The 17,839-nt window shown below is 70.8% G+C and carries 18 protein-coding genes; 8 read left to right on the top strand and 10 right to left on the bottom strand.

The window, feature by feature from the left end; genetic code table 11:
- Positions 1-117 precede the first annotated feature (117 nt).
- The gene (locus ACWD3C_RS28140; RefSeq protein ID WP_451148669.1) at positions 118-723 is read right to left on the bottom strand and encodes a response regulator transcription factor; all 606 of its coding nucleotides are present in this window, start codon (positions 721-723) and stop codon (positions 118-120) included.
- A 257-nt stretch (positions 724-980) separates the two neighbouring features.
- On the opposite strand from ACWD3C_RS28140, the gene ACWD3C_RS28135 reads away from it, so the two are divergent.
- Complete coding sequence (locus ACWD3C_RS28135; RefSeq protein WP_451148667.1) at positions 981-1,721, top strand: transglutaminase domain-containing protein; 741 nt, start codon at positions 981-983, stop codon at positions 1,719-1,721.
- A 40-nt stretch (positions 1,722-1,761) separates the two neighbouring features.
- Here ACWD3C_RS28135 and ACWD3C_RS28130 read toward each other — a convergent pair whose 3' ends face one another.
- Both ACWD3C_RS28130 and ACWD3C_RS28125 read right to left on the bottom strand, forming a co-directional pair.
- Positions 1,762-3,204, bottom strand: a complete 1,443-nt coding sequence (locus ACWD3C_RS28130; protein ID WP_451148665.1) for a HAMP domain-containing sensor histidine kinase — start codon at positions 3,202-3,204, stop codon at positions 1,762-1,764.
- The gene (locus tag ACWD3C_RS28125; RefSeq protein WP_451148663.1) at positions 3,205-3,912 is read right to left on the bottom strand and encodes a response regulator transcription factor; all 708 of its coding nucleotides are present in this window, start codon (positions 3,910-3,912) and stop codon (positions 3,205-3,207) included.
- Between the two features lie 211 nt (positions 3,913-4,123).
- Here ACWD3C_RS28125 and ACWD3C_RS28120 point away from each other — a divergent pair, with 211 nt between their 5' ends.
- Positions 4,124-5,359, top strand: a complete 1,236-nt coding sequence (locus tag ACWD3C_RS28120; RefSeq protein ID WP_451148766.1) for a glycosyltransferase family 4 protein — start codon at positions 4,124-4,126, stop codon at positions 5,357-5,359.
- A 127-nt stretch (positions 5,360-5,486) separates the two neighbouring features.
- On the opposite strand, the gene ACWD3C_RS28115 is transcribed toward ACWD3C_RS28120, so the two are convergent.
- Together ACWD3C_RS28115 and ACWD3C_RS28110 are read right to left on the bottom strand one after the other, a co-directional pair.
- Positions 5,487-6,530 (bottom strand): LLM class flavin-dependent oxidoreductase, encoded by a 1,044-nt coding sequence (locus tag ACWD3C_RS28115; RefSeq protein ID WP_451148764.1) that lies wholly within the window; start codon positions 6,528-6,530, stop codon positions 5,487-5,489.
- A 96-nt stretch (positions 6,531-6,626) separates the two neighbouring features.
- A complete protein-coding gene (locus tag ACWD3C_RS28110; RefSeq protein ID WP_451148661.1) occupies positions 6,627-7,274 on the bottom strand; it encodes a TIGR03086 family metal-binding protein in 648 nt (215 codons plus the stop codon).
- A 90-nt stretch (positions 7,275-7,364) separates the two neighbouring features.
- On the opposite strand from ACWD3C_RS28110, the gene ACWD3C_RS28105 reads away from it, so the two are divergent.
- The gene (locus ACWD3C_RS28105) at positions 7,365-8,198 is read left to right on the top strand and encodes an AraC family transcriptional regulator (RefSeq protein WP_451148659.1); all 834 of its coding nucleotides are present in this window, start codon (positions 7,365-7,367) and stop codon (positions 8,196-8,198) included.
- On the opposite strand, the gene ACWD3C_RS28100 is transcribed toward ACWD3C_RS28105, so the two are convergent.
- The 3 genes from ACWD3C_RS28100 to ACWD3C_RS28090 form a co-directional block, all read right to left on the bottom strand.
- Complete coding sequence (locus ACWD3C_RS28100) at positions 8,182-8,379, bottom strand: hypothetical protein (protein WP_451148657.1); 198 nt, start codon at positions 8,377-8,379, stop codon at positions 8,182-8,184. The two genes, ACWD3C_RS28105 and ACWD3C_RS28100, sit on opposite strands and share 17 nt — an antisense overlap.
- Positions 8,379-9,158: an SDR family NAD(P)-dependent oxidoreductase gene (locus tag ACWD3C_RS28095; RefSeq protein WP_451148655.1), complete on the bottom strand. Its 780-nt coding sequence runs from the start codon at positions 9,156-9,158 to the stop codon at positions 8,379-8,381. Before ACWD3C_RS28095 ends, ACWD3C_RS28100 begins: the two co-directional genes overlap by 1 nt.
- A 222-nt stretch (positions 9,159-9,380) precedes the next feature.
- Positions 9,381-9,719 carry a YnfA family protein gene (locus tag ACWD3C_RS28090; RefSeq protein WP_451148653.1) on the bottom strand — a complete coding sequence of 113 codons (339 nt, stop codon included), beginning with the start codon at positions 9,717-9,719 and terminating at the stop codon, positions 9,381-9,383.
- 141 nt (positions 9,720-9,860) lie between these two features.
- On the opposite strand from ACWD3C_RS28090, the gene ACWD3C_RS28085 reads away from it, so the two are divergent.
- Both ACWD3C_RS28085 and ACWD3C_RS28080 read left to right on the top strand, forming a co-directional pair.
- Positions 9,861-10,325, top strand: a complete 465-nt coding sequence (locus ACWD3C_RS28085; RefSeq protein WP_451148651.1) for a hypothetical protein — start codon at positions 9,861-9,863, stop codon at positions 10,323-10,325.
- Positions 10,326-10,526: 201 nt separating this feature from the next.
- A complete protein-coding gene (locus ACWD3C_RS28080) occupies positions 10,527-11,321 on the top strand; it encodes a hypothetical protein (protein WP_451148649.1) in 795 nt (264 codons plus the stop codon).
- 47 nt (positions 11,322-11,368) lie between these two features.
- On the opposite strand, the gene ACWD3C_RS28075 is transcribed toward ACWD3C_RS28080, so the two are convergent.
- Positions 11,369-12,562 carry an RtcB family protein gene (locus ACWD3C_RS28075; RefSeq protein ID WP_451148647.1) on the bottom strand — a complete coding sequence of 398 codons (1,194 nt, stop codon included), beginning with the start codon at positions 12,560-12,562 and terminating at the stop codon, positions 11,369-11,371.
- A 176-nt stretch (positions 12,563-12,738) separates the two neighbouring features.
- Here ACWD3C_RS28075 and ACWD3C_RS28070 point away from each other — a divergent pair, with 176 nt between their 5' ends.
- The 3 genes from ACWD3C_RS28070 (at position 12,739) to ACWD3C_RS28060 (ending at position 16,248) form a co-directional block, all read left to right on the top strand.
- A complete protein-coding gene (locus ACWD3C_RS28070) occupies positions 12,739-13,593 on the top strand; it encodes a DUF3558 domain-containing protein (RefSeq protein WP_451148645.1) in 855 nt (284 codons plus the stop codon).
- A gap of 134 nt (positions 13,594-13,727) precedes the next feature.
- Positions 13,728-14,660: a DUF3558 domain-containing protein gene (locus ACWD3C_RS28065; RefSeq protein WP_451148643.1), complete on the top strand. Its 933-nt coding sequence runs from the start codon at positions 13,728-13,730 to the stop codon at positions 14,658-14,660.
- Between the two features lie 193 nt (positions 14,661-14,853).
- On the top strand, positions 14,854-16,248 hold the full coding sequence (locus tag ACWD3C_RS28060) for a DUF2637 domain-containing protein (protein ID WP_451148641.1): 1,395 nt from the start codon (positions 14,854-14,856) through the stop codon (positions 16,246-16,248).
- A gap of 95 nt (positions 16,249-16,343) precedes the next feature.
- Here ACWD3C_RS28060 and ACWD3C_RS28055 read toward each other — a convergent pair.
- Positions 16,344-17,839, bottom strand: a 1,496-nt coding sequence (locus tag ACWD3C_RS28055; RefSeq protein ID WP_451148639.1) for an esterase, incomplete at its 5' end; no start/stop codon positions are given.

The raw sequence follows: 17,839 nt of genomic DNA, 5'->3' as shown, positions 1-17,839 counted from the left end.
AGCACGTACAGCCGGTCGCGGCACCGGCTCCGACACCGGGCGGCCCTCCGGCGTCCACGGTGTTCCCGGCCGTCTCCTGAGCTGTCGCGGGCGCTCGCCACCGGTGGGCGGCGCCGGTCAGATCCAGCCGCCCCGCTCGGCGATCCGTACGGCGTCCACCATCGTCCGGGCCCCCAGCTTGCCCATCACGTCCGACAGCCGATTGCGTACGGTACCCACGCTCAGCGAGAGCAGGACGGCGATCTCCCGGGTGTCGAGCCCGTCGGCGGTGGCCCGCAGGACCTCCGTCTCCCGCTCGGTCAGCGGGGACTCCCCCATCGCCCAGAAGTCGTCCGCGAGTCCCACGTCGATCGCCCGGCCCCCGGCGGCCACCGCGCGTATGCCGTCGAGGAGCCGCTCGGGCGTGGTGGTCTTCAGCAGGAACCCCGGGATGCCTGCGTCCAGCGCCCGGCGCAGATACCCGGGCCGGTCCATGCCGGTCAGCAGCAGCGTCCGGCAGGCCGGGACGTGCTCTCGCAACAGGGCCGCCGCCGCCAGGCCGTCGAGCCCCGGCATGCCGATGTCGAGCACGGCCACGTCCGGACCGTGCTCCAGCGCCGCGGGCAGCACCGCGTCCCCGGACCCCACATGCGCGACGACCTCGACGTCGAAGGCGTCCCCGAGCAGAGCCACCAGCCCGGCCCGCACGACGTGGAGATCCTCCGCCAACAGCACCTTGATCACGCCCGAAGCATCGGGCAGGGTGCGGGGGTGGGGCAAGTGTTGTCGGCGGACGAGGCGGCGTACAACGCCCCAGTCCCCTTCACGCGCCGCAACCGCGCAACCGCCACGACCGCGATCATCAGCCACTCCCGCCCCACATCGGCCAGACCCACATCACCGAACTGCTCGGCTCCCTGCCACCGCCGCCGAGCGGCACCTGAAGAAGTCGTACCGCGTGTGATGATGACCGGAACGGACGGGGACGACCGGGGGGCGGGATGACCAGTCGGCTGCTGATGCCGGGCAGGGGCAGGCGGGCGGACGTGCGGACGTCGGACCAGGTACAGGGTTCCACACGGGCCACCGCGATCCTGGACCGGGAGAATCCACTGATCGTGGCGCTGACGGCGCGGGCCCGGACGGAGGGTACCGCAGGCGACGCGCTGCGCACCGCGCACGGGATCATCGCGCGCGAGGTACGGCCGGTGTACTCGGTCGAGGACCGCCGCCGCGCCTCCCGGACCCTGCGGCTCGGCCGGGGCTCCTGCAGCCAGCGGATGGCCGTACTGGAGGCGGTCGCCCGCGGCATCGGCGTACGCACCCGGGTACGCGGCCTGCTCGTCGACGGAGCCTTCTGGTATCCCCGCTTCCCCCGGCTCAAGCCCCTCGTACCGGAGCACGTCCTCCTCGCCTGGCCGGAGTTCCGCCTCGACGGGGCGTGGGTGCCGATCGGTGAACTCTTCCGGAGCACACCCCGGGGCGGAGCCTTCACCAACGAGGGCGGCGAGACCCTGTTCGACGCCGTGTCCCGGACGTCGCTGCACTGGGACACGCCCACGAGCTGCGGCGCCCCCGGCACCACCTGCGACCTGTCCGCCCGGGTCCGCACCGACCTGGGATACTTCGACGACCGCGACGACCTGTTCACCCACCACGGCCAGACCTTGTGCCGGACGGCGCGCACACTGGGCGAGCCGGTGCTCGGGCGGTGGAGCGCGGGGGCGGGGACAGCGGCCTGAGCCGTCCCGAGTCCGTACAGCAGTCTCTCCGTACAGCCGACTACCGCACCCCACCCACCGTGAACCCGACCACCGACCCGCCCCCGTCCCGCCGGTACGCGAACGGCGCCCCGCCATGGGCCGCCGCCACCTCCCGGACGATGGACAGGCCGAGGCCGGAGCCGGGGAGGCTGCGGGCGTCCGGGGTCCGGTAGAAGCGGTCGAAGACGCGCGCGAGGTCACCGTCGCCGATGCCGGGGCCACGGTCCAGCACCTCGACCCGGACGTTCCCGGAGCCGGGACCCGCCACCCCGCCCCCGGTCACCCCCTCCCCCGCCACCACGATCTCCACAGCCCCCGTTCCCCCACGGTCGAACTTCGCCGCGTTCTCCACCAGGTTCGACACCGCCCGCTGCAGCGCCCCCGCCCGCCCCTCCACGGCCGTGTCGCCGCTCACCCGCACCACGACATCCCGCCCGGTCCGCCGCCGGGCCGCGACGGCGACGTCCTCGGCCACGTCGCCGAGCACGACCCGCCCCACGGGCTCCGTGCTGGACTGTCCGGCGGCGAGGTCGACCAACTCGTTGACGAGGTCGGTGAGTTCGCGCGCCTCCTGGGCCAGGTCACCGACGAGTTCCTCGCGCATGCCGGAGGGGAGTTCGTCGATCCGGCGCAGCAGGGAGATGTTCGTACGGAGTGACGTCAGCGGCGTACGCAGCTCGTGGCCCGCGTCCTGGACGAGGCGCCGCTGGTCCTCCTCGGACTGGGCGAGGCGGAGGAGCATACGGTCGAAGGAGCGGCCGAGGCGCCCCACCTCGTCGCGGCCCGCGACCGGCACCTGGATGCCCAGCTGCCCGGTGCGGGCCACGTCCTCCGCCGCCCCGGCGAGCTGGACGAGCCGCCGGGTGATCCGCCAGGCCAGCCACCACCCGAACAGCCCCGCGGACACGACCACACCCAGCACCAGCAGCAGCGTCCGCTCCTGCAACTCCCGCAGCAGATCCTCCGTGTCGCTGAACTCCTGCGCGACCTGCACGGCTCCCCGCCCGCCCCCGAGCGCGACGGTCGCCACCCGGTACCGGCCGCCGCGCACCTCGACCTCCCGGTGCTGGACGGCCAGGCCGGGCAGGGACGCCCGGGACGTACGGCGGTCGGAGTCGCGCACGGGCAGCCCGGGGTCGCCCTGGTGGAGGACGACCCCGTCCGGCCCGAGGACCTGCACATCCGTGCGGCGGCCGGACCGCATCAGGCCGTCCCGCGGCCCGCCGCTGCCGGAGGGCGCGAAGTCGGCGGGGGTCAGCTCGTCCTCCCGTACGAGCTCCCGCAGATCCCGCACCACCTCCGTGAACACGCTCTGCTGGTCCACCCGCACCAGCCGCGCCGCCGCGCTGTAGCTCAGGATGCCGACCAGGACGGTGACCACGCACGCCACGGCCACGAAGGACACCGTGAACGTCGCCCGCAGCGAGGACACCCGGCGCAGGCGGGCGAAGGAGAGAGACACCTAGTCCTCCCTCAGCACATACCCCACGCCCCGCACCGTGTGGATCAGCGCCGGCGCCCCCGGCTCGTCGAGTTTGCGCCGCAGATAACCGACGTAGACGGCCAGGTTCTTGGAGCCGGGGCCGAAGTCGTACCCCCAGATCCGGTCGTAGATCGTCGCGTGGTCGAGGACGATGCCCGCGTTGCGGACCAGCAGTTCGAGCAGGTCGAACTCGGTCCGCGTCAGCTCCACCTCCCGCGCCCCGCGCCAGATCCGCCGCGCCTGTACGTCCATCCGCAGCCCGGCGACGGTCAGCGTCCCGCCGTCCCCGGACGACCGGAGAGGTACGGTGCCCACGACGTTCCCCGTACGACGGAGCAGCGCCCGCAGCCGTGCGAAGACCTCCTCCACGTCGAACGGCTTGACCACGTAGTCGTCCGCCCCGGCGTCCAGGCCCGCGATCCGGTCGGCGGTCTCGACGAGCGCGGTGAGCATGAGGATCGGCGTACGGTCCCCCTCCGCACGCAGGGCACGGCACACCTGGAGGCCGTCGACGCCCGGCATCATCACATCGAGGACGAGGATGTCCGGTTGTCGCCGGTGGGCCTGCGCGAGCGCCTCGACACCGTCGGCAACGGCCGTAACGTCGTAACCCTCCAGGGTCAGGGCGCGTTCCAAGGCATGACGGATGGCACGGTCGTCCTCGGCGAGCAGCACATTCTGGGGCACGCGACCAGTCTGCCAAGGCCCGGGACACGTACCACCTGTGGAAGAGGGGTGCGGGCGGCTTCTTACCGGCCTCTCACCCCGGGAGGGCAGGCAGGAACAGGTGAAGCGGATGACTCACACCCGGACGAGCACACGGCACATGAGTACGCGGGAGATGAGTACGCGGGACATGAGCACCCCACTCGTGAGCCGGGCCGGCCGCGCCAAGCGCATGAAGATCGTGTTCCTGCTCCACAACGCGTACGCCGTCGGCGGCACCGTCCGCACCACGCTGAACCTCGCGTCGGCGCTCGCGGACCGCCACGACGTCGAGATCGCCTCGATGTCCCGCCACCGCGACACCCCACGCTTCACGACCGACCCGAGGATCACCCTCGTACCCCTGGTCGACACCCGCCCCGGCAGCCCCGACCCGGCCGACCCCGCGTACGGCCTGCCCGCCACCGACTTCCCGGCCGCCGACAAGCGCCGCCGCCAGTACAGCCGCCTCACCGACCTGCGCGTACGGGCGTACCTGGCCTCCTGCCGCGCCGACGTCGTCATCGGCACCCGCCCCGGCCTCAACGTCTACCTCGCCCTCTTCGCCTCCCGCCGCGCCCTGCGCATCGCCCAGGAACACCTTCGCCACGACGCCCACGACGAGGACCTGCGCGAGGTACTGGCCCGCCACTACCGCACCCTGGACGCCGTCGTCACGACGACGGAGGCGGACGCCCACGTCTACCGAGCCCGCATGCCCCTGCCGGGGGTCCGGGTCGCCGCCGTCCCGAACATCGTCCCGGACACCGGCGTCACCCCCTCCGACTGCACGGCCAAGGTGATCGCGGCGGCCGGCCGCCTCGCCCGCGGCAAGCGCTTCGACCTGCTGCTGGAGGCCTTTGCCCAGGTCACGGCCAAGGAACCGGACTGGCGGTTACGGATCTACGGGGGCGGCAAGCAGAAGGAACGCCTGCAGGCCCTGATCGACGACCTGGGCCTGACGAGCCGAGCCCGGCTGATGGGCGTGCACACCCCCATCGAGAACGAGTTCGCCCAGGCGTCGATCGTCGTCAGCGCCTCCGAGGCCGAGTCCTTCGGCATGACCCTCGTCGAGGCCATGCGCTGCGGCGTACCCGTGATCAGCACAGACTGCCCGCTCGGCCCCGCCGAGATCATCACCAACGGCGTCAACGGCCGCCTCGTCCCCGTCAACTCCCCCCACGCCCTCGCCGAGTCCATCCTCGACCTGATCACCTCCGACCCCACCCGCCGCGCCATGGGCCACGCAGCCCTCCAGAGCGCCCACCGCTACGACCCCGCCCCGGTCCTGGCCCGCTATGAACTCCTCTTCGCAGAACTGAGGGAAACGCGCTGCGAGAGGGCATGGGCGCGAACACGCTCACGCGTGGAGGCTTGGGCAAGCAGCAAGGTGCACTCTCTACGCCGCCAGGTACAGCCGCGCCCTTGAAGGGGCGGGGCTGTGACATATGCGGCTCCGCCGCGTGGGCGCGACCAGCCACACTCCTCCCGCACCAGTCACCCCACACGCACCCCTACGGCGCCCTCAGGCCCCCAACGCGGAGCGAGGCGCGCCCTCACGCCCCCAACGCGGCGCGCCCCGCGGAGCGCCTCGCAAACTCCTCCCGCAACACCGGCACAACCTCCTCACCCAGCATCTCGATCTGCTCCAGCACAGCCTTCAACGGCAACCCCGCATGATCGACCAGGAACAACTGCCGCTGATAGTCACCGGCGTACTCCCGGAAGGACAGCGTCTTCTCGATCACCTGCTGCGGCGAGCCGACCGTCAGCGGAGTCTGGTCCATGAAGTCCTCCAGTGAGGGCCCGTGCCCGTACACCGGCGCGACATCGAAGTACGGCCGGAACTCCCGTACCGCGTCCTGGGAGTTGCGCCGCATGAAGACGTGCCCGCCCAGCCCCACGACGGCCTGCTCGGGCGTGCCGTGCCCGTGGTGCGCGTACCGCGTCCGGTACAGCTCGACCATCCGCTTGGTGTGGTCGGCCGGCCAGAAGATGTTGTTGTGGAAGAAGCCGTCACCGTAGTACGCGGCCTGCTCCGCGATCTCCGGCGACCGGATGGACCCGTGCCAGACGAACGGCGGCACCCCGTCCAGCGGCCGGGGCGTGGACGTGAACCCCTGCAACGGCGTGCGGAACCTGCCCTCCCAGTCCACGACGTCCTCGCGCCACAGCCGGTGCAGCAGGGCGTAGTTCTCGATGGCGAGGTTGATGCCCTGGCGGATGTCCTGCCCGAACCACGGGTACACCGGGCCGGTGTTGCCGCGCCCCAGCATCAGGTCCACCCGGCCGTCGGCGAGGTGCTGGAGCATCGCGAAGTCCTCGGCGATCTTCACCGGGTCGTTGGTGGTGATGAGGGTGGTCGCGGTGGAGAGGATGAGCCGTTCCGTCCGCGCGGCGATGTAACCGAGCATCGTGGTCGGCGAGGACGGCACGAAGGGCGGGTTGTGGTGCTCGCCGGTCGCGAAGACGTCGAGCCCGACCTCCTCGGCCTTCAGCGCGATCGCGACCATCGCCTTGATTCGTTCATGCTCCGTCGGCGTACGGCCCGTCGTCGGGTCCGGCGTCACATCGCCGACGCTGAAGATCCCGAACTGCATCATCGCTGCACCTTCCGCAGGTTGTTTACGCTTCAACCATACCCGCGGAACGGTGCCCGTGCCCGGCCCTATTCCCTCAGCGCCCCTCAGCGTCTCTCAGCGTGCGGGACGCCTCCAGCCCGGATCACGCCCCGTCTCCCCCAGCAGCCGCGCGAAGGTGTCCGCCTCCTCCGGCACCGTCACCGGCTCGCCGAAGGCGCCCATCCGCCGGCCCGTGGGCGCCATCTCGGCCACCACCCCGCCGAGCAGGGGCAGCAGGCCGGTGGCCGCCGGGTCCGGCCGGTACTCCTGACCCGTCGCCCGTGCCAGGTCCCAGCCGTGCACCGTCAGGTCGAGCAGCACCAGACACCCGACCGTCCGCGCAGGCAGCCCCATCTCCCCGCTCGTCCCCTCCTCGGCCCCCGGCTGCGACCACGCCTCCACCAGCCGCCCGGCCGCCTCGGCGAACCCCTCCCGCCAGCCCTCGCCCTCACCCACGCGATCAGGGGTGCTCGTGAAGTCCGCCGATTGCTTGGCGGCCAGCTCCCGGAACTCCACGACGACGTGGAAGAGGTGGTTGACCAGCGCTTTCACGTCGTACTCGGCACACGGGGTGGGATCGCCGAGGGCCCCGTCCGGAATGGCCCGCACGACGGGCACGGCCTGGTCGACGGCAGCGCGAAGGAGTACGCCGAGCGAGGACGAGGACGAAGGCGAGGACGAACGCGAGGACGAACGCGCACCGGACTTGATCTCATACGTCATACCCCGACCGTACGTACGCCCCCGCCCCGGCGGCTTGAAGAAACGCGACACCCGGCGGCACGCGAGCGACGCCCGTCATACGATCCGGCCATGGCCGCTCTCCGACGCGACACCCGAGGAATCGTCGACGCCGCCGAGCTCTTCGCGCGCGTCCGCTTCCGGCGCCGCGAGGCCGCCGAGCCGCTGCGCCCCTACGTGGACAACTACTGGCTGATCGACTGGGACCTGCCCGAGCCGTACGCGTCCCACGTCGTGCCACACCCGTCCGTGAACGTCGTCTTCCAGGCTTTCACCGGGCGCGAACCCTTCGGCGAGGTCGCGGGCGTCATGCACGGGCTGTTCACGCAGAAGCTTCAGGCGCGGGGGCGGGTGTGCGGGGTGAAGTTCCGGCCGGGCGCCTTCCGGCCCTTCGCGCCGGGGCACCCGGTGTCGGACTGGTCGGACCGGCGGCTCCCGCTCGACGAGGTGTTCCCGCCCGGCGGCTCCGAGGAGCACGTGGACGCGGTCCTCGGGCCCGGCGACGAGGACGCGCGCGTGGCGGCCCTGGACGCGTTCCTGCTCGGGCTCGCCCCCGAACCGGACCCGCAGGCCGAGCGCGCGGCGGCCCTCGTCGAGCGCATCGGCGCCGACCGCTCGATCCGCCGCGCCGGAGCCTTCGCGCGCGCGGAGGGCATGTCGCTGCGGGCCCTGCAACGGCTCTTCTCCGCGTACGTCGGCGTCGGCCCCAAGTGGGTGATCCTCCGCTGCCGCATCCACGAGGCCCTGGAACGAGCGGAGACCGACCGCGCGGTGGACTGGGCGGCGCTGGCCGCCGACCTCGGCTACGCCGACCAGGCCCACCTGGTACGGGACTTCACGACGACGGTGGGAGTGCCGCCGACGACGTACGCGCAGACTGTTGCGGGTACTACTTCGCGTGCGTGACCGCGTAGATCATCACGAAGGCGACGATGTGGATGCCGAAGAGGAAGTACGCGAGGTAGTACCAGACCATGCGTTCGTTCTTCTTCTCCTGGGCCAGGCGCCGCTGCTCCTGATCCCGAGAGATCCGATCCCGAGAGATCTGATCCTCAGAGACCTCATCCTGAGCGGGCTCGTCCGGCATCAAAGCTCCCGGTGCACTTTGGTGTTGGAGGCCTGGGCGCGCGGCCGGACGACGAGGAGGTCGATGTTGACGTGGCTCGGGCGGGTGACCGCCCAGGTGATGGTGTCGGCCACGTCGTCGGCGGTCAGCGGCTCGGCGACCCCCTGGTAGACCTTCGCCGCCTTGTCCGCGTCCCCGCCGAACCGGGTCAGCGCGAACTCGTCCGTCCTGACCATGCCGGGCGCGACCTCGATCACCCGCACCGGGGTGCCGACGATCTCCAGGCGAAGCGTCTCCGCGAGGACGTGGGCGCCGTGCTTGGCGGCGACATAGCCCGCGCCGCCCTCGTACGTGCCGTGCCCGGCGGTCGAGGAGACCACGACGACCGAGCCGTCGCCGCTCGCCGTGAGCGCGGGAAGCAGGGCCTGGGTGACGTTGAGGGTGCCGATGACGTTCGTCTCGTACATCAGACGCCAGTCCGCCGGGTCACCCGTCGCGACCGGGTCCGCGCCGAGCGCACCGCCCGCGTTGTTGACCAGGACCCCGATCGTCCTGAACGCCGTGGCGAACTCGTCGACCGCCGCCCGGTCCGTCACGTCCAGGGCGTACGCCGTCGCCTTGCCGCCCGCCGCGTTGATCTCCTCCGCCAGCGCCTCGATACGGTCCTTGCGGCGCGCGGTGAGGACGACGCGGTACCCGGCCCCGGCGAGCTGCCGGGCCGTTGCCGCGCCGATACCGCTGCTCGCACCGGTGACGACGGCGATGCGGGAGTTGGCGGCGGGGACGGCGGGCGCGGTCATGGGCTGCTCCTGGGGCGGGCGTACGGGAGTGCGCACTCGCTCACGCGAGCCGGTGCGTTCGAATCCCCGCCAGGATAGGCCGGTCGCGGGGGCGGACGTCGAATGCCCTTCACCTGCCCCCGCGCCTGCCCATTGCCGCACGGACCGGCCGGTCAGCCCGCCCGAACCTGCCGTGGCCGGCCCGCGTCCGCAGGCGCCCCTTGACCAGATCCACCCTCGGCCTCAGCTCCCGCCCCGCGGCGCGTACATGATCACCGCCATCCCGGCGAGGCAGACCAGCGCTCCGGTCACGTCCCACCGGTCCGGGCGGTACCCGTCCGCGACCATCCCCCAGGCGAGCGACCCGGCCACGAAGACACCGCCGTACGCGGCGAGGATGCGGCCGAAGTGCGCGTCGGGCTGGAGGGTCGCCACGAAGCCGTACGCGCCGAGGGCGACGACGCCCGCCCCGATCCACACCCACCCCCGGTGCTCCCGCACCCCCTGCCAGACCAGCCACGCGCCGCCGATCTCGAAGAGCGCGGCGAGGACGAAGAGGGCGGCGGAACGGGCGATGAGCATGGGGGCAGCTTGGCACGGCGCTCCGACCGGCCCCGCCGCACCTGCCTCACCTGTTGGGAGGCGCCTGGGAGCCGGGGCGCGGGTGGCATACATCCGCAGACGACCTCCGGCAGACGACCTCCGAAGGACAGGACTCCACAGATGCCCGTCACCCGCGCCGCCCTCACCTCCCTGGCCACAGCCACCCTCCTCGCGGCCACCCCCGCCACGGCCGCGGCCCCCGAGGCCGACCTCGCCTACCACGGCCGCATCTCCCTCTCCGCCGGCCACATCGTCGTACGCCTCACCCCCGGCAACCACGGCCCCACCCCCGTCACCGACGCGACCGTCCGCCTGCACTGGTCGGCCCCCCTCGCCGACCGCCAGCACCTCCCCGAGGCCTGCGCCCGCGCCGGAGCCCGGACGGTGGCCTGCGGCACGGGAGAACTCCCGGCCGACGGCCTGGGCCGGGAGATCCGGCTGCGCGTCCGCCTGAAGGGCACGCCTTCCGAGGTCGAGATGGAGATCAGCACCCTCTGGAGCAGCGGCGACTCGGTCGACCGCAACCGCCAGAACGACCGCCGACGGGTACTGGCTCTGGACACGGGGGACGCGTACGTCTTCTAGCCGCCCGCCCTGAGCACCCCATAACCCACAAGGATGAACCCTCTCGATCACCCACACGGCGCACGAACTCGCGATCTAGGCTCACGCCACAACATCTAAAGAGACGGCCCTCGGCCGGGGTGCCACCCGAACCGAGGGCCTGACCGACAAGGAAGTAGAGGCTTCCCAGTGGCTGAATGCGAGCCTATCGCTCACCCGTTCATGGACCTGACAGTCCCCGAATACGCGTATATGTTCGGCTTCTTGCAGGCGGACGGGCATCTGCAACAGGGAGTCGGCCAGAAGGGCAAGTTGACCGTCGAGATCAACGCCCGGGACGTCGACCTCCTGCGCAAGTTCCAGAAACTGACGCCGTACTACAGCAGCATCACCGAGCGCACCCGGTCCACGAACTTCGCCGAAACCCACCGCTCGGCTGTCTGGAGCCTGTGCTCCCTCGAAGCCAGGACCAAGCTCAACGAACTCGGCCTGCCGTACGGCCGCAAGTCGAAGACAATCGCCCCGCCCCACGTCGAGTTCTCTCACCGCGACTACCTGCGAGGCGTCATCGACGCGGACGGATCCGTCGGCTACACCCGGCAGGGCTTGCCCTTCGTCTCTCTGACCACGGCCAGCACAGCCATCGGGACCTTCCTGTGCTCCTACACGCAAGTACTCACAGGCGCGCAGCGCACCCTGAAACGCAACGCCCGAGACGGCATCTACAACATCCTCTACACCAAGGAGAACGCCCAGGGCCTGGCAGCCAGCCTCTTCTATCAGGGCTGCCTCTCCCTGCAGCGCAAGCAGGAGGCAGCCAACTCCCTCAGCGCCTGGGTCCGGCCGACCGATATGAAGCTCAAACCGCCGACCATCCACTGGACCTGTGAGATGGACCGGACTCTTCTGGCGGCGCCGACGATCGCCCATGCAGCCGCCGAACTGGGCTACTCATGGAGCGCCTGCCAAGTCCGCCGGTGGAAACTCCTGCACGGACTGGTACCGCTGCCCGAGTGACCAGCTTCGATGGGCGCGGCATATGTCAGCCGCGCCCATCGTCGCGTCTAGCCCTTCACACAGATGAACTGCTTCAGCTTCGCTACGACCTCAACCAGGTCGCGCTGCTGCTCCATCACCTGCTCAATGTCCTTGTAGGCACCCGGGATCTCGTCGAGCACGCCGGAGTCCTTACGGCACTCCACGCCACGCGTCTGCTCCTCCAGGTCTCGCACTGTGAAGCGCCGCTTGGCCGCGTTGCGGCTCATACGCCGACCGGCACCGTGCGAGGCCGAGTTGAAGGCCTTCTCGTTGCCGAGCCCCTTCACGATGTACGAGCTGGTGCCCATCGAGCCGGGGATGATCCCGTACTCGCCGGAGCCCGCGCGAATGGCTCCCTTACGCGTGATCAGCAGGTCCATGCCCTCGTACCGCTCCCCGGCTATGTAGTTGTGGTGACACGAGATCTCCGGCTCGAAGGTCGGCTTGGCCTTCTTGAACTCCTTCCGGACCACATCCTTCAAAAGCGCCATCATGATCGTGCGGTTGTACTTGGCGTACTCCTGGGCCCAGTACAGATCGTTCCTGTATGCAGCCATCTGCGGAGTGTCCGATACGAACACCGCCAGGTCACGGTCGACCAGCCCCTGGTTGTGCGGGAGCTTCTGGGCGACGCCGATGTGGTGCTCGGCCAGCTCCTTGCCGATGTTCCGGGACCCGGAGTGCAGCATGAGCCAGACCGAACCTGACTCATCGAGACACAGTTCGAGCATGTGGTTCCCGCTTCCAAGCGTTCCCATCTGCTTTTCTGCACGCTCCTGACGGAACTTGACCGCGTCAGCCACCCCGTCGAACCGCCCCCAGAAGTCGTCCCACCCGGCAGTACCGAACCCATGCAGCCGCCCCGGATCAACGGGACTGTCGTGCATCCCCCGCCCCACCGGAATCGCCTGCTCGATCCTCGACCGAAGCCGCGACAGATCCCCCGGCAGATCATTGGCCGTGAGGGACGTCCTGACGGCCGACATCCCGCACCCGATGTCCACCCCCACCGCCGCGGGACACACCGCGTCCCGCATGGCGATGACGGACCCCACCGTCGCGCCCTTCCCGTAGTGGACGTCGGGCATGACGGCCAGCCCCTTGATCCACGGCAGGGTCGCCACGTTCTGGAGCTGCTGCATCGCCGCGTCCTCGACCGACGCGGGGTCGGTCCACATGCGGATGGGTACCTTCGCGCCCGGCACTTCTACGTACGACATATCGTCCTCATTCCCCCGGAAAGCAATAAAAGTCACAGATCGCAAAACCGGCGCCAAGATCAACGAAAGGGATGACGGACCGGCGTCCACGGCAGTGCGTGCGATACACATTGTCTCCAGGGGCCGCACCCGTGCGGCAACCGAATAACCCAGCGCCTGCCGAGAGGAACCCCACCGTGCAGCCGAAGGCGTACGCGTACGTACCCGCCGTCGCCGTGCTGCTCACGGCGCTGCTGGCCGGCTGCACGGGCTCGGACGGGACCGACGCGACGGACGACCCGCGCCCCGGCGGCACGAGCAGCACGGCGACGGCGGCCGAGCCGGGCCGCTACCGCACGCTCCCGGAACCCTGCGGCGTGGTCAGCCGCGACACCCTCGCCACGCTCCTCCCGGGCGTCAAGCTGGTCACGGACGCGGAGCAGCGGGAGATCGCGTACGCGGGTGAGCCGACCCTGACGTACGACACGGACCGGCGCGTCGGCTGCCGCTGGAAGGTGGAGTCGACCACTGCCACGGACTACCTCTTCGTCGATTTCGAGCGCGTGGTGTCGTACGACAGCACGGTCAGCGACGACAGCAGGGCGGAGGAGATCTACGGGAGGAAGGAAGCGGCCGCGGACCTCCCGGAGCCCGCCGACTCCACGACGGGTGACGAGTCCGGTGACGAGACTGCCGACGAGTCCGGCGACGGATCGGGCGGCGGGACCGGCACGGCGTCCCCGAGCGCCTCCCCGTCCACCTCCGCCGGCTCCGGCAGCGCCTCCCCTTCCGTCTCCCCCTCCGCCACCGGAACGCCCGCCTCCCTCCAGCCCCGCGCCCTCGACGATCTCGGTGACGAGGCCTTCCTGGACGACGAGCTGAGCACCGCGCAGCAGCGCACGGTGACTGTGGTCTTCCGCACGTCGAACGTGATCGTGACGGTCGAGTACGCGGAGCAGCCGGCGACCACGACGGACGTGCCGGACAGCGAGGAAATGCAGGACAGGGCGCTGAGTCTGGCCGGGCAGCTGGTGGAGTCGTTCAACGACTGACGGCCGTTCGGAGGGGTCCGGGGGCGCCCGGCGAACCCCGCGAACCGGGACCGCCCTCCTTCCCCACCGCGTACCGTGACCCCTCGGACCCCGGTCCGCACACGAATACCGCACGAGTCGTACGTACGAGCGTCATGAGTGAAGGAACCATGCACCGAGCCGCACAGCGAGTCCAGCGAGAGATGCGAGAGAAGCACGACGGACACAACGGGCACGGTGGACGCGACGTGCGTTTCCCGCGCGGCAGACACCTCGGCCGTTTCCTCGCCGGTGCCGTCGCCCTCCCGGTGATGCTGGTGGTCTCCGGCTGTTCCTCGGACTCGGACTCCGGCTCCGGTTCCGGTTCCGCTTCGAGTTCGGGTGACGCCGCGCAGAAGGAGGCGGGCGCGTCGGCGTCCGCGTCGCCGTCGGTGAGCGCGGTGAAGACGGCCGCGTACGCGAAGCTGCCCGCCGAGCCGTGCAAGGTGTTCTCGGAGAAGACGCTGAAGGATCTGGTCCCTCAGGGTGTGAAGTCCGGTGAGAAGGGCGGGTCGGCCGACCCGGAGAACCTGAGCCGCTGTCACTGGGACAGCCTCGACAACAACGGGGTGGACGGCTCGCAGTTCCGCTGGCTGAGCGTGTCGATGCGGCTGCTGGAGTCGGACCAGAGCCGGGGTACGGGTGAGTCGCGGGCCCAGGAGTTCTACACGCAGCAGGTCGGGGACGCCCAGGCGGTGGAGGGCGCGAAGAACGTCAAGTCGGAGCCGGTGACGGGCACGGGCGACGAGGCGACGGCGATCCGGTACGACCTGAAGAAGAAGGAGGGGGCCTTCAAGCAGCAGACGGTCGTGGCGCGGGTCGAGAACGTGGTGATCACCCTCGACTACAACGGTGCCGGCCTGGCCGGTGACAAGGCCCCGAGCGCGGACGACCTGATGAAGGCCGCGAAGGCCGCTGCGAAGGAGGCCGTGGGCGCGGTGACGGACGCGAACAGCCCCGAGTCGAGCGCGTCCCCGTCGGCGTCGGCGTCGAAGTCCACGAGCGGCAGGCCGTCGGCCTCGGCGAGCAAGAACACGAACAAGAACTGAGGGTCTTCGAGGGGCTCCGGCTACGTGTCGACTCGTAGCCCCATCAGGCCTTTTGAAGGAACCCGGAGCCCGCGCGGAACGAACTCACCCCCTACCGGACACCCGTACCCCGCACACATGTGCCACCCTGTTGCGCGCAACAGCACGCTTTGGGAGGGGAGTACGGGTGGCCGCGCCACTACAGCTGACTCGGATGCACCGCGTTCTCATCGGCGTGGTCGTCACCGGTGCCGTCGTCATCGCCGGTATCGGCTTCGCGGGGTCGTACGCGGCCGTCCGTGAACTCGCTCTCCAGAAGGGCTTCGGGGACTTCAGTTACGTCTTCCCGATCGGCATCGACGCGGGCATCTGCGTCCTGCTGGCCCTGGACCTGCTCCTGACCTGGATCAGGATCCCCTTCCCCCTGCTCCGTCAGACGGCCTGGCTGCTGACGGCGGCGACGATCGCGTTCAACGGCGCGGCGGCCTGGCCGGACCCGCTGGGCGTCGGCATGCACGCCGTCATCCCCATCCTGTTCGTCGTGGCGGTCGAGGCCGCCCGGCACGCGATCGGCCGCATCGCCGACATCACGGCGGACAAGCACATGGAGGGCGTCCGTCTGACCCGCTGGCTGCTGAGCCCGGTCCCCACGTTCTTGTTGTGGCGCCGCATGAAGCTCTGGGAGCTCCGCTCCTACGACCAGGTCATCAAGCTGGAGCAGGAACGTCTCGTCTACCGGGCCCGCCTCCGCTCCCGCTACGGCCGCGCCTGGCGCCGCAAGGCCCCGGTCGAGTCCCTCATGCCCCTGCGCCTGGCAAAATACGGCGTCCCCCTGGCGGAAACGGCCCCGGCGGGCCTGGCGGCAGCGGGCATCGAACCGGCCCTGCTGCCTCCGGCGACAGCCACACAACAACAGGCACTGGAGGCGGCTCCGTCAGCCGACACAGCACTGCCGACCGACGCAGCCGCCGTGGCGGCACCCGCAGCCGACATAACTGCGGGCAATCGTGCCGCTGGGGCGGCGCCCGTCCCACAGAGAGCGGCACCTCCCAGCGAGCAGCACCCCCAGCCAGAGGGCAACCACGACGCCGAGCACCCCGAATACGACCCCGCCCCGGACCACAGCCCATGGTTCAACCCCCCGCAACAGACCCAGTACCAGGGCTCCTACGACCCCACGTACGAGCCGGACTACGAGCAGTGGTACGCCCAGCAGCAAGCCGAGCAGCAACACCCGCAGGAGCCCCACTACGAGGACCAGTACGAGGAGCGGTACGGGCAGCGGCACGAAGAGCGGTACGAGGAACCCCCGACCCCCCACCAGGAACCGTCCCCCGAGGACACCGGCAGCTTCCCCATCCCCGTCGGCCCCAACCGCACCCGCGAGCTGGGCGAGGGCGGTGGCACCCCGGCCCCCGAGCCGGACGAGGAGTCGTACTACACGGTCTTCAAGCAGTCGATAAACGGCAGCTACCCGACCCCGCGCGAGTTCAGCGACAACGTAGAGGCGACGTACGGCGTCCCCGTCCCTGACGCCGACGCCAAGCGGATGGTCAACCGCTTCACGAACCGTCACACCGCGGAACTGCAGGAGGACCACATCGCGTAACCGCCAGGAGTACTGAGGCGGCACCCAGGAGTACGAGAACGGGGGCGCCCGGATTTCTCCGGGCGCCCCCATCTTCGTACAACCAGAAGGAAGTCCTACCGCGCCACGTAACCGAAGCGGTTGCCGACCGACGGGAGGCCGACCGTGCCGGGCCGGTAGGAGGTGGCCTCGGCGACCGCGCCGCCGGCGGTCACGTTGGACAGCGGCAGGGCGTGCACGGCGCCGCTGCTCGGGCCGTACGGCATGCCGACGTACAGGTGGGTGCCGGTGAAGTGGATGCTCCGGCCCATGTACTGGTTGGTGCCCGGGGTGCCGGGGATGCCGTCGCCGTCGCCGGCCTCCAGCCACCTGTCGTTGGCGCCGGGCGAGCCCAGGAGCGAGAAGTTCTGGACCGCGCCCGCGTTCGCCGTCGTGCCGAGGGCCTCGTTCGGGACGCCGACGGCCAGCTTCATCGTCGCCGTGGTGCTCACCGCGCGCGGCGCGCTGTTCACGGCGGTCAGGGTCGAGGCGAAGCGGTCGCCGGCCTCGGAGGTGCCGGATATGTCGTCGGTGGAGGAGCCCTGCGAGAATCCGTGGAGCTGGGTGTACGTGCCCGAGGCGGTGATGCGGAAGGTGTAGGCGGCGCCCACGTCGGCCCTCTGGGAGCCGTTGACCGCGAGGTCCTCGCCGGGCGCACCGACCGCGAGGATCGACTCGTTGGCGGTCGCCGCGCCCGACGGGCGGTACGGGGCCAGGGCCAGGGACCTGCCGAACTCGTCACCGGGCTCGGCACCGCCGGAGACGGTGTCCAGGTCCTGGTCGAGGCCGAACCTCGGGGTGGGGCGGCCCTCGGAGTTCAGCGTGTGGCTGAGGACCGCCAGGTTGCCGGCACCCGAGTCGGAGCCGATGGCCTCGCCGGGGGCGCCGACGGCGATGTAGTTGGCGTCGGCCGCGACGGCGCCGCCGAAGCCGTCGTTCGCCTCCACGGCACCGGGTACGCCCGTGCTGTCCTGGTGGAAGGCGATGTTGGTGTTGCCGTGCACGTAGAAGGCCGAGCCCGCCTTGGCGACGCTGCCGAGGGCCTCGCCGGGCACACCGATCACCACGAACGGCTCACCGGCGGCGCTGATGCCGGCGGCGAGGGCCTGGCCGGTGCGGTCGCCCGCCTCGGCGGCCGAGGCGGCCATGGAACCGTTGCCGGCGCCCTGCTCGAAGTGGGTGACCTTCTTCGCGCCCGTACCGAGGCCGCCCGGGGCGCCGTGCAGGATGTCGACCATGCCCGCGTCGGCGCGGGAGCCGATGTCCTCGGAGGGGATGCCGACGACCAGGTCGGTGCAGCCGTCCTGGTCGTAGTCGACGGTGTCGACGGCCTCGCCGAACCAGTCACCGGCCTCGGCGCCGCCCGGGACCCAGGCGAGGTCCTGGTTGATCTCGGCGGTGCCCTTGCCGCCGCCGTAGACGATGCGGACGACACCCGCGCCGGCATCGCCGCCGACGGCCGCCGCGGGGTCGGCGATGGCGATGTCCTCGACGGCGTCGCAGTTGAAGTCGGTGATGCGGGGCGCGCCGGTCTTGTCGTTCACCCAGGAGGTCAGGTCGTCGACGCGGGCGG

This window comes from Streptomyces sp. NPDC002845, assembly GCF_053591955.1.
The sequence above is the reverse complement of the archived record's forward strand: the minus strand, read 5'-3'. Positions and strand labels throughout refer to the sequence as shown.

What these genes read in the sequence shown, in the direction of transcription:
- ACWD3C_RS28060 (WP_451148641.1), top strand. Translation starts at nt 14,854, where the DNA reads ATGCACCGCGTTCTCATCGGCGTGGTCGTCACCGGTGCCGTCGTCATC.
- ACWD3C_RS28065 (WP_451148643.1), top strand. Translation starts at nt 13,728, where the DNA reads ATGAGTGAAGGAACCATGCACCGAGCCGCACAGCGAGTCCAGCGAGAG.
- ACWD3C_RS28100 (WP_451148657.1), bottom strand. Translation starts at nt 8,379, where the DNA reads ATGCCGGACGAGCCCGCTCAGGATGAGGTCTCTGAGGATCAGATCTCT.
- ACWD3C_RS28075 (WP_451148647.1), bottom strand. Translation starts at nt 12,562, where the DNA reads ATGTCGTACGTAGAAGTGCCGGGCGCGAAGGTACCCATCCGCATGTGG.
- ACWD3C_RS28120 (WP_451148766.1), top strand. Translation starts at nt 4,124, where the DNA reads ATGAAGATCGTGTTCCTGCTCCACAACGCGTACGCCGTCGGCGGCACC.
- ACWD3C_RS28105 (WP_451148659.1), top strand. Translation starts at nt 7,365, where the DNA reads ATGGCCGCTCTCCGACGCGACACCCGAGGAATCGTCGACGCCGCCGAG.
- ACWD3C_RS28110 (WP_451148661.1), bottom strand. Translation starts at nt 7,274, where the DNA reads ATGACGTATGAGATCAAGTCCGGTGCGCGTTCGTCCTCGCGTTCGTCC.
- ACWD3C_RS28080 (WP_451148649.1), top strand. Translation starts at nt 10,527, where the DNA reads ATGGACCTGACAGTCCCCGAATACGCGTATATGTTCGGCTTCTTGCAG.
- ACWD3C_RS28090 (WP_451148653.1), bottom strand. Translation starts at nt 9,719, where the DNA reads ATGCTCATCGCCCGTTCCGCCGCCCTCTTCGTCCTCGCCGCGCTCTTC.
- ACWD3C_RS28095 (WP_451148655.1), bottom strand. Translation starts at nt 9,158, where the DNA reads ATGACCGCGCCCGCCGTCCCCGCCGCCAACTCCCGCATCGCCGTCGTC.
- ACWD3C_RS28085 (WP_451148651.1), top strand. Translation starts at nt 9,861, where the DNA reads ATGCCCGTCACCCGCGCCGCCCTCACCTCCCTGGCCACAGCCACCCTC.
- ACWD3C_RS28115 (WP_451148764.1), bottom strand. Translation starts at nt 6,530, where the DNA reads ATGCAGTTCGGGATCTTCAGCGTCGGCGATGTGACGCCGGACCCGACG.
- ACWD3C_RS28135 (WP_451148667.1), top strand. Translation starts at nt 981, where the DNA reads ATGACCAGTCGGCTGCTGATGCCGGGCAGGGGCAGGCGGGCGGACGTG.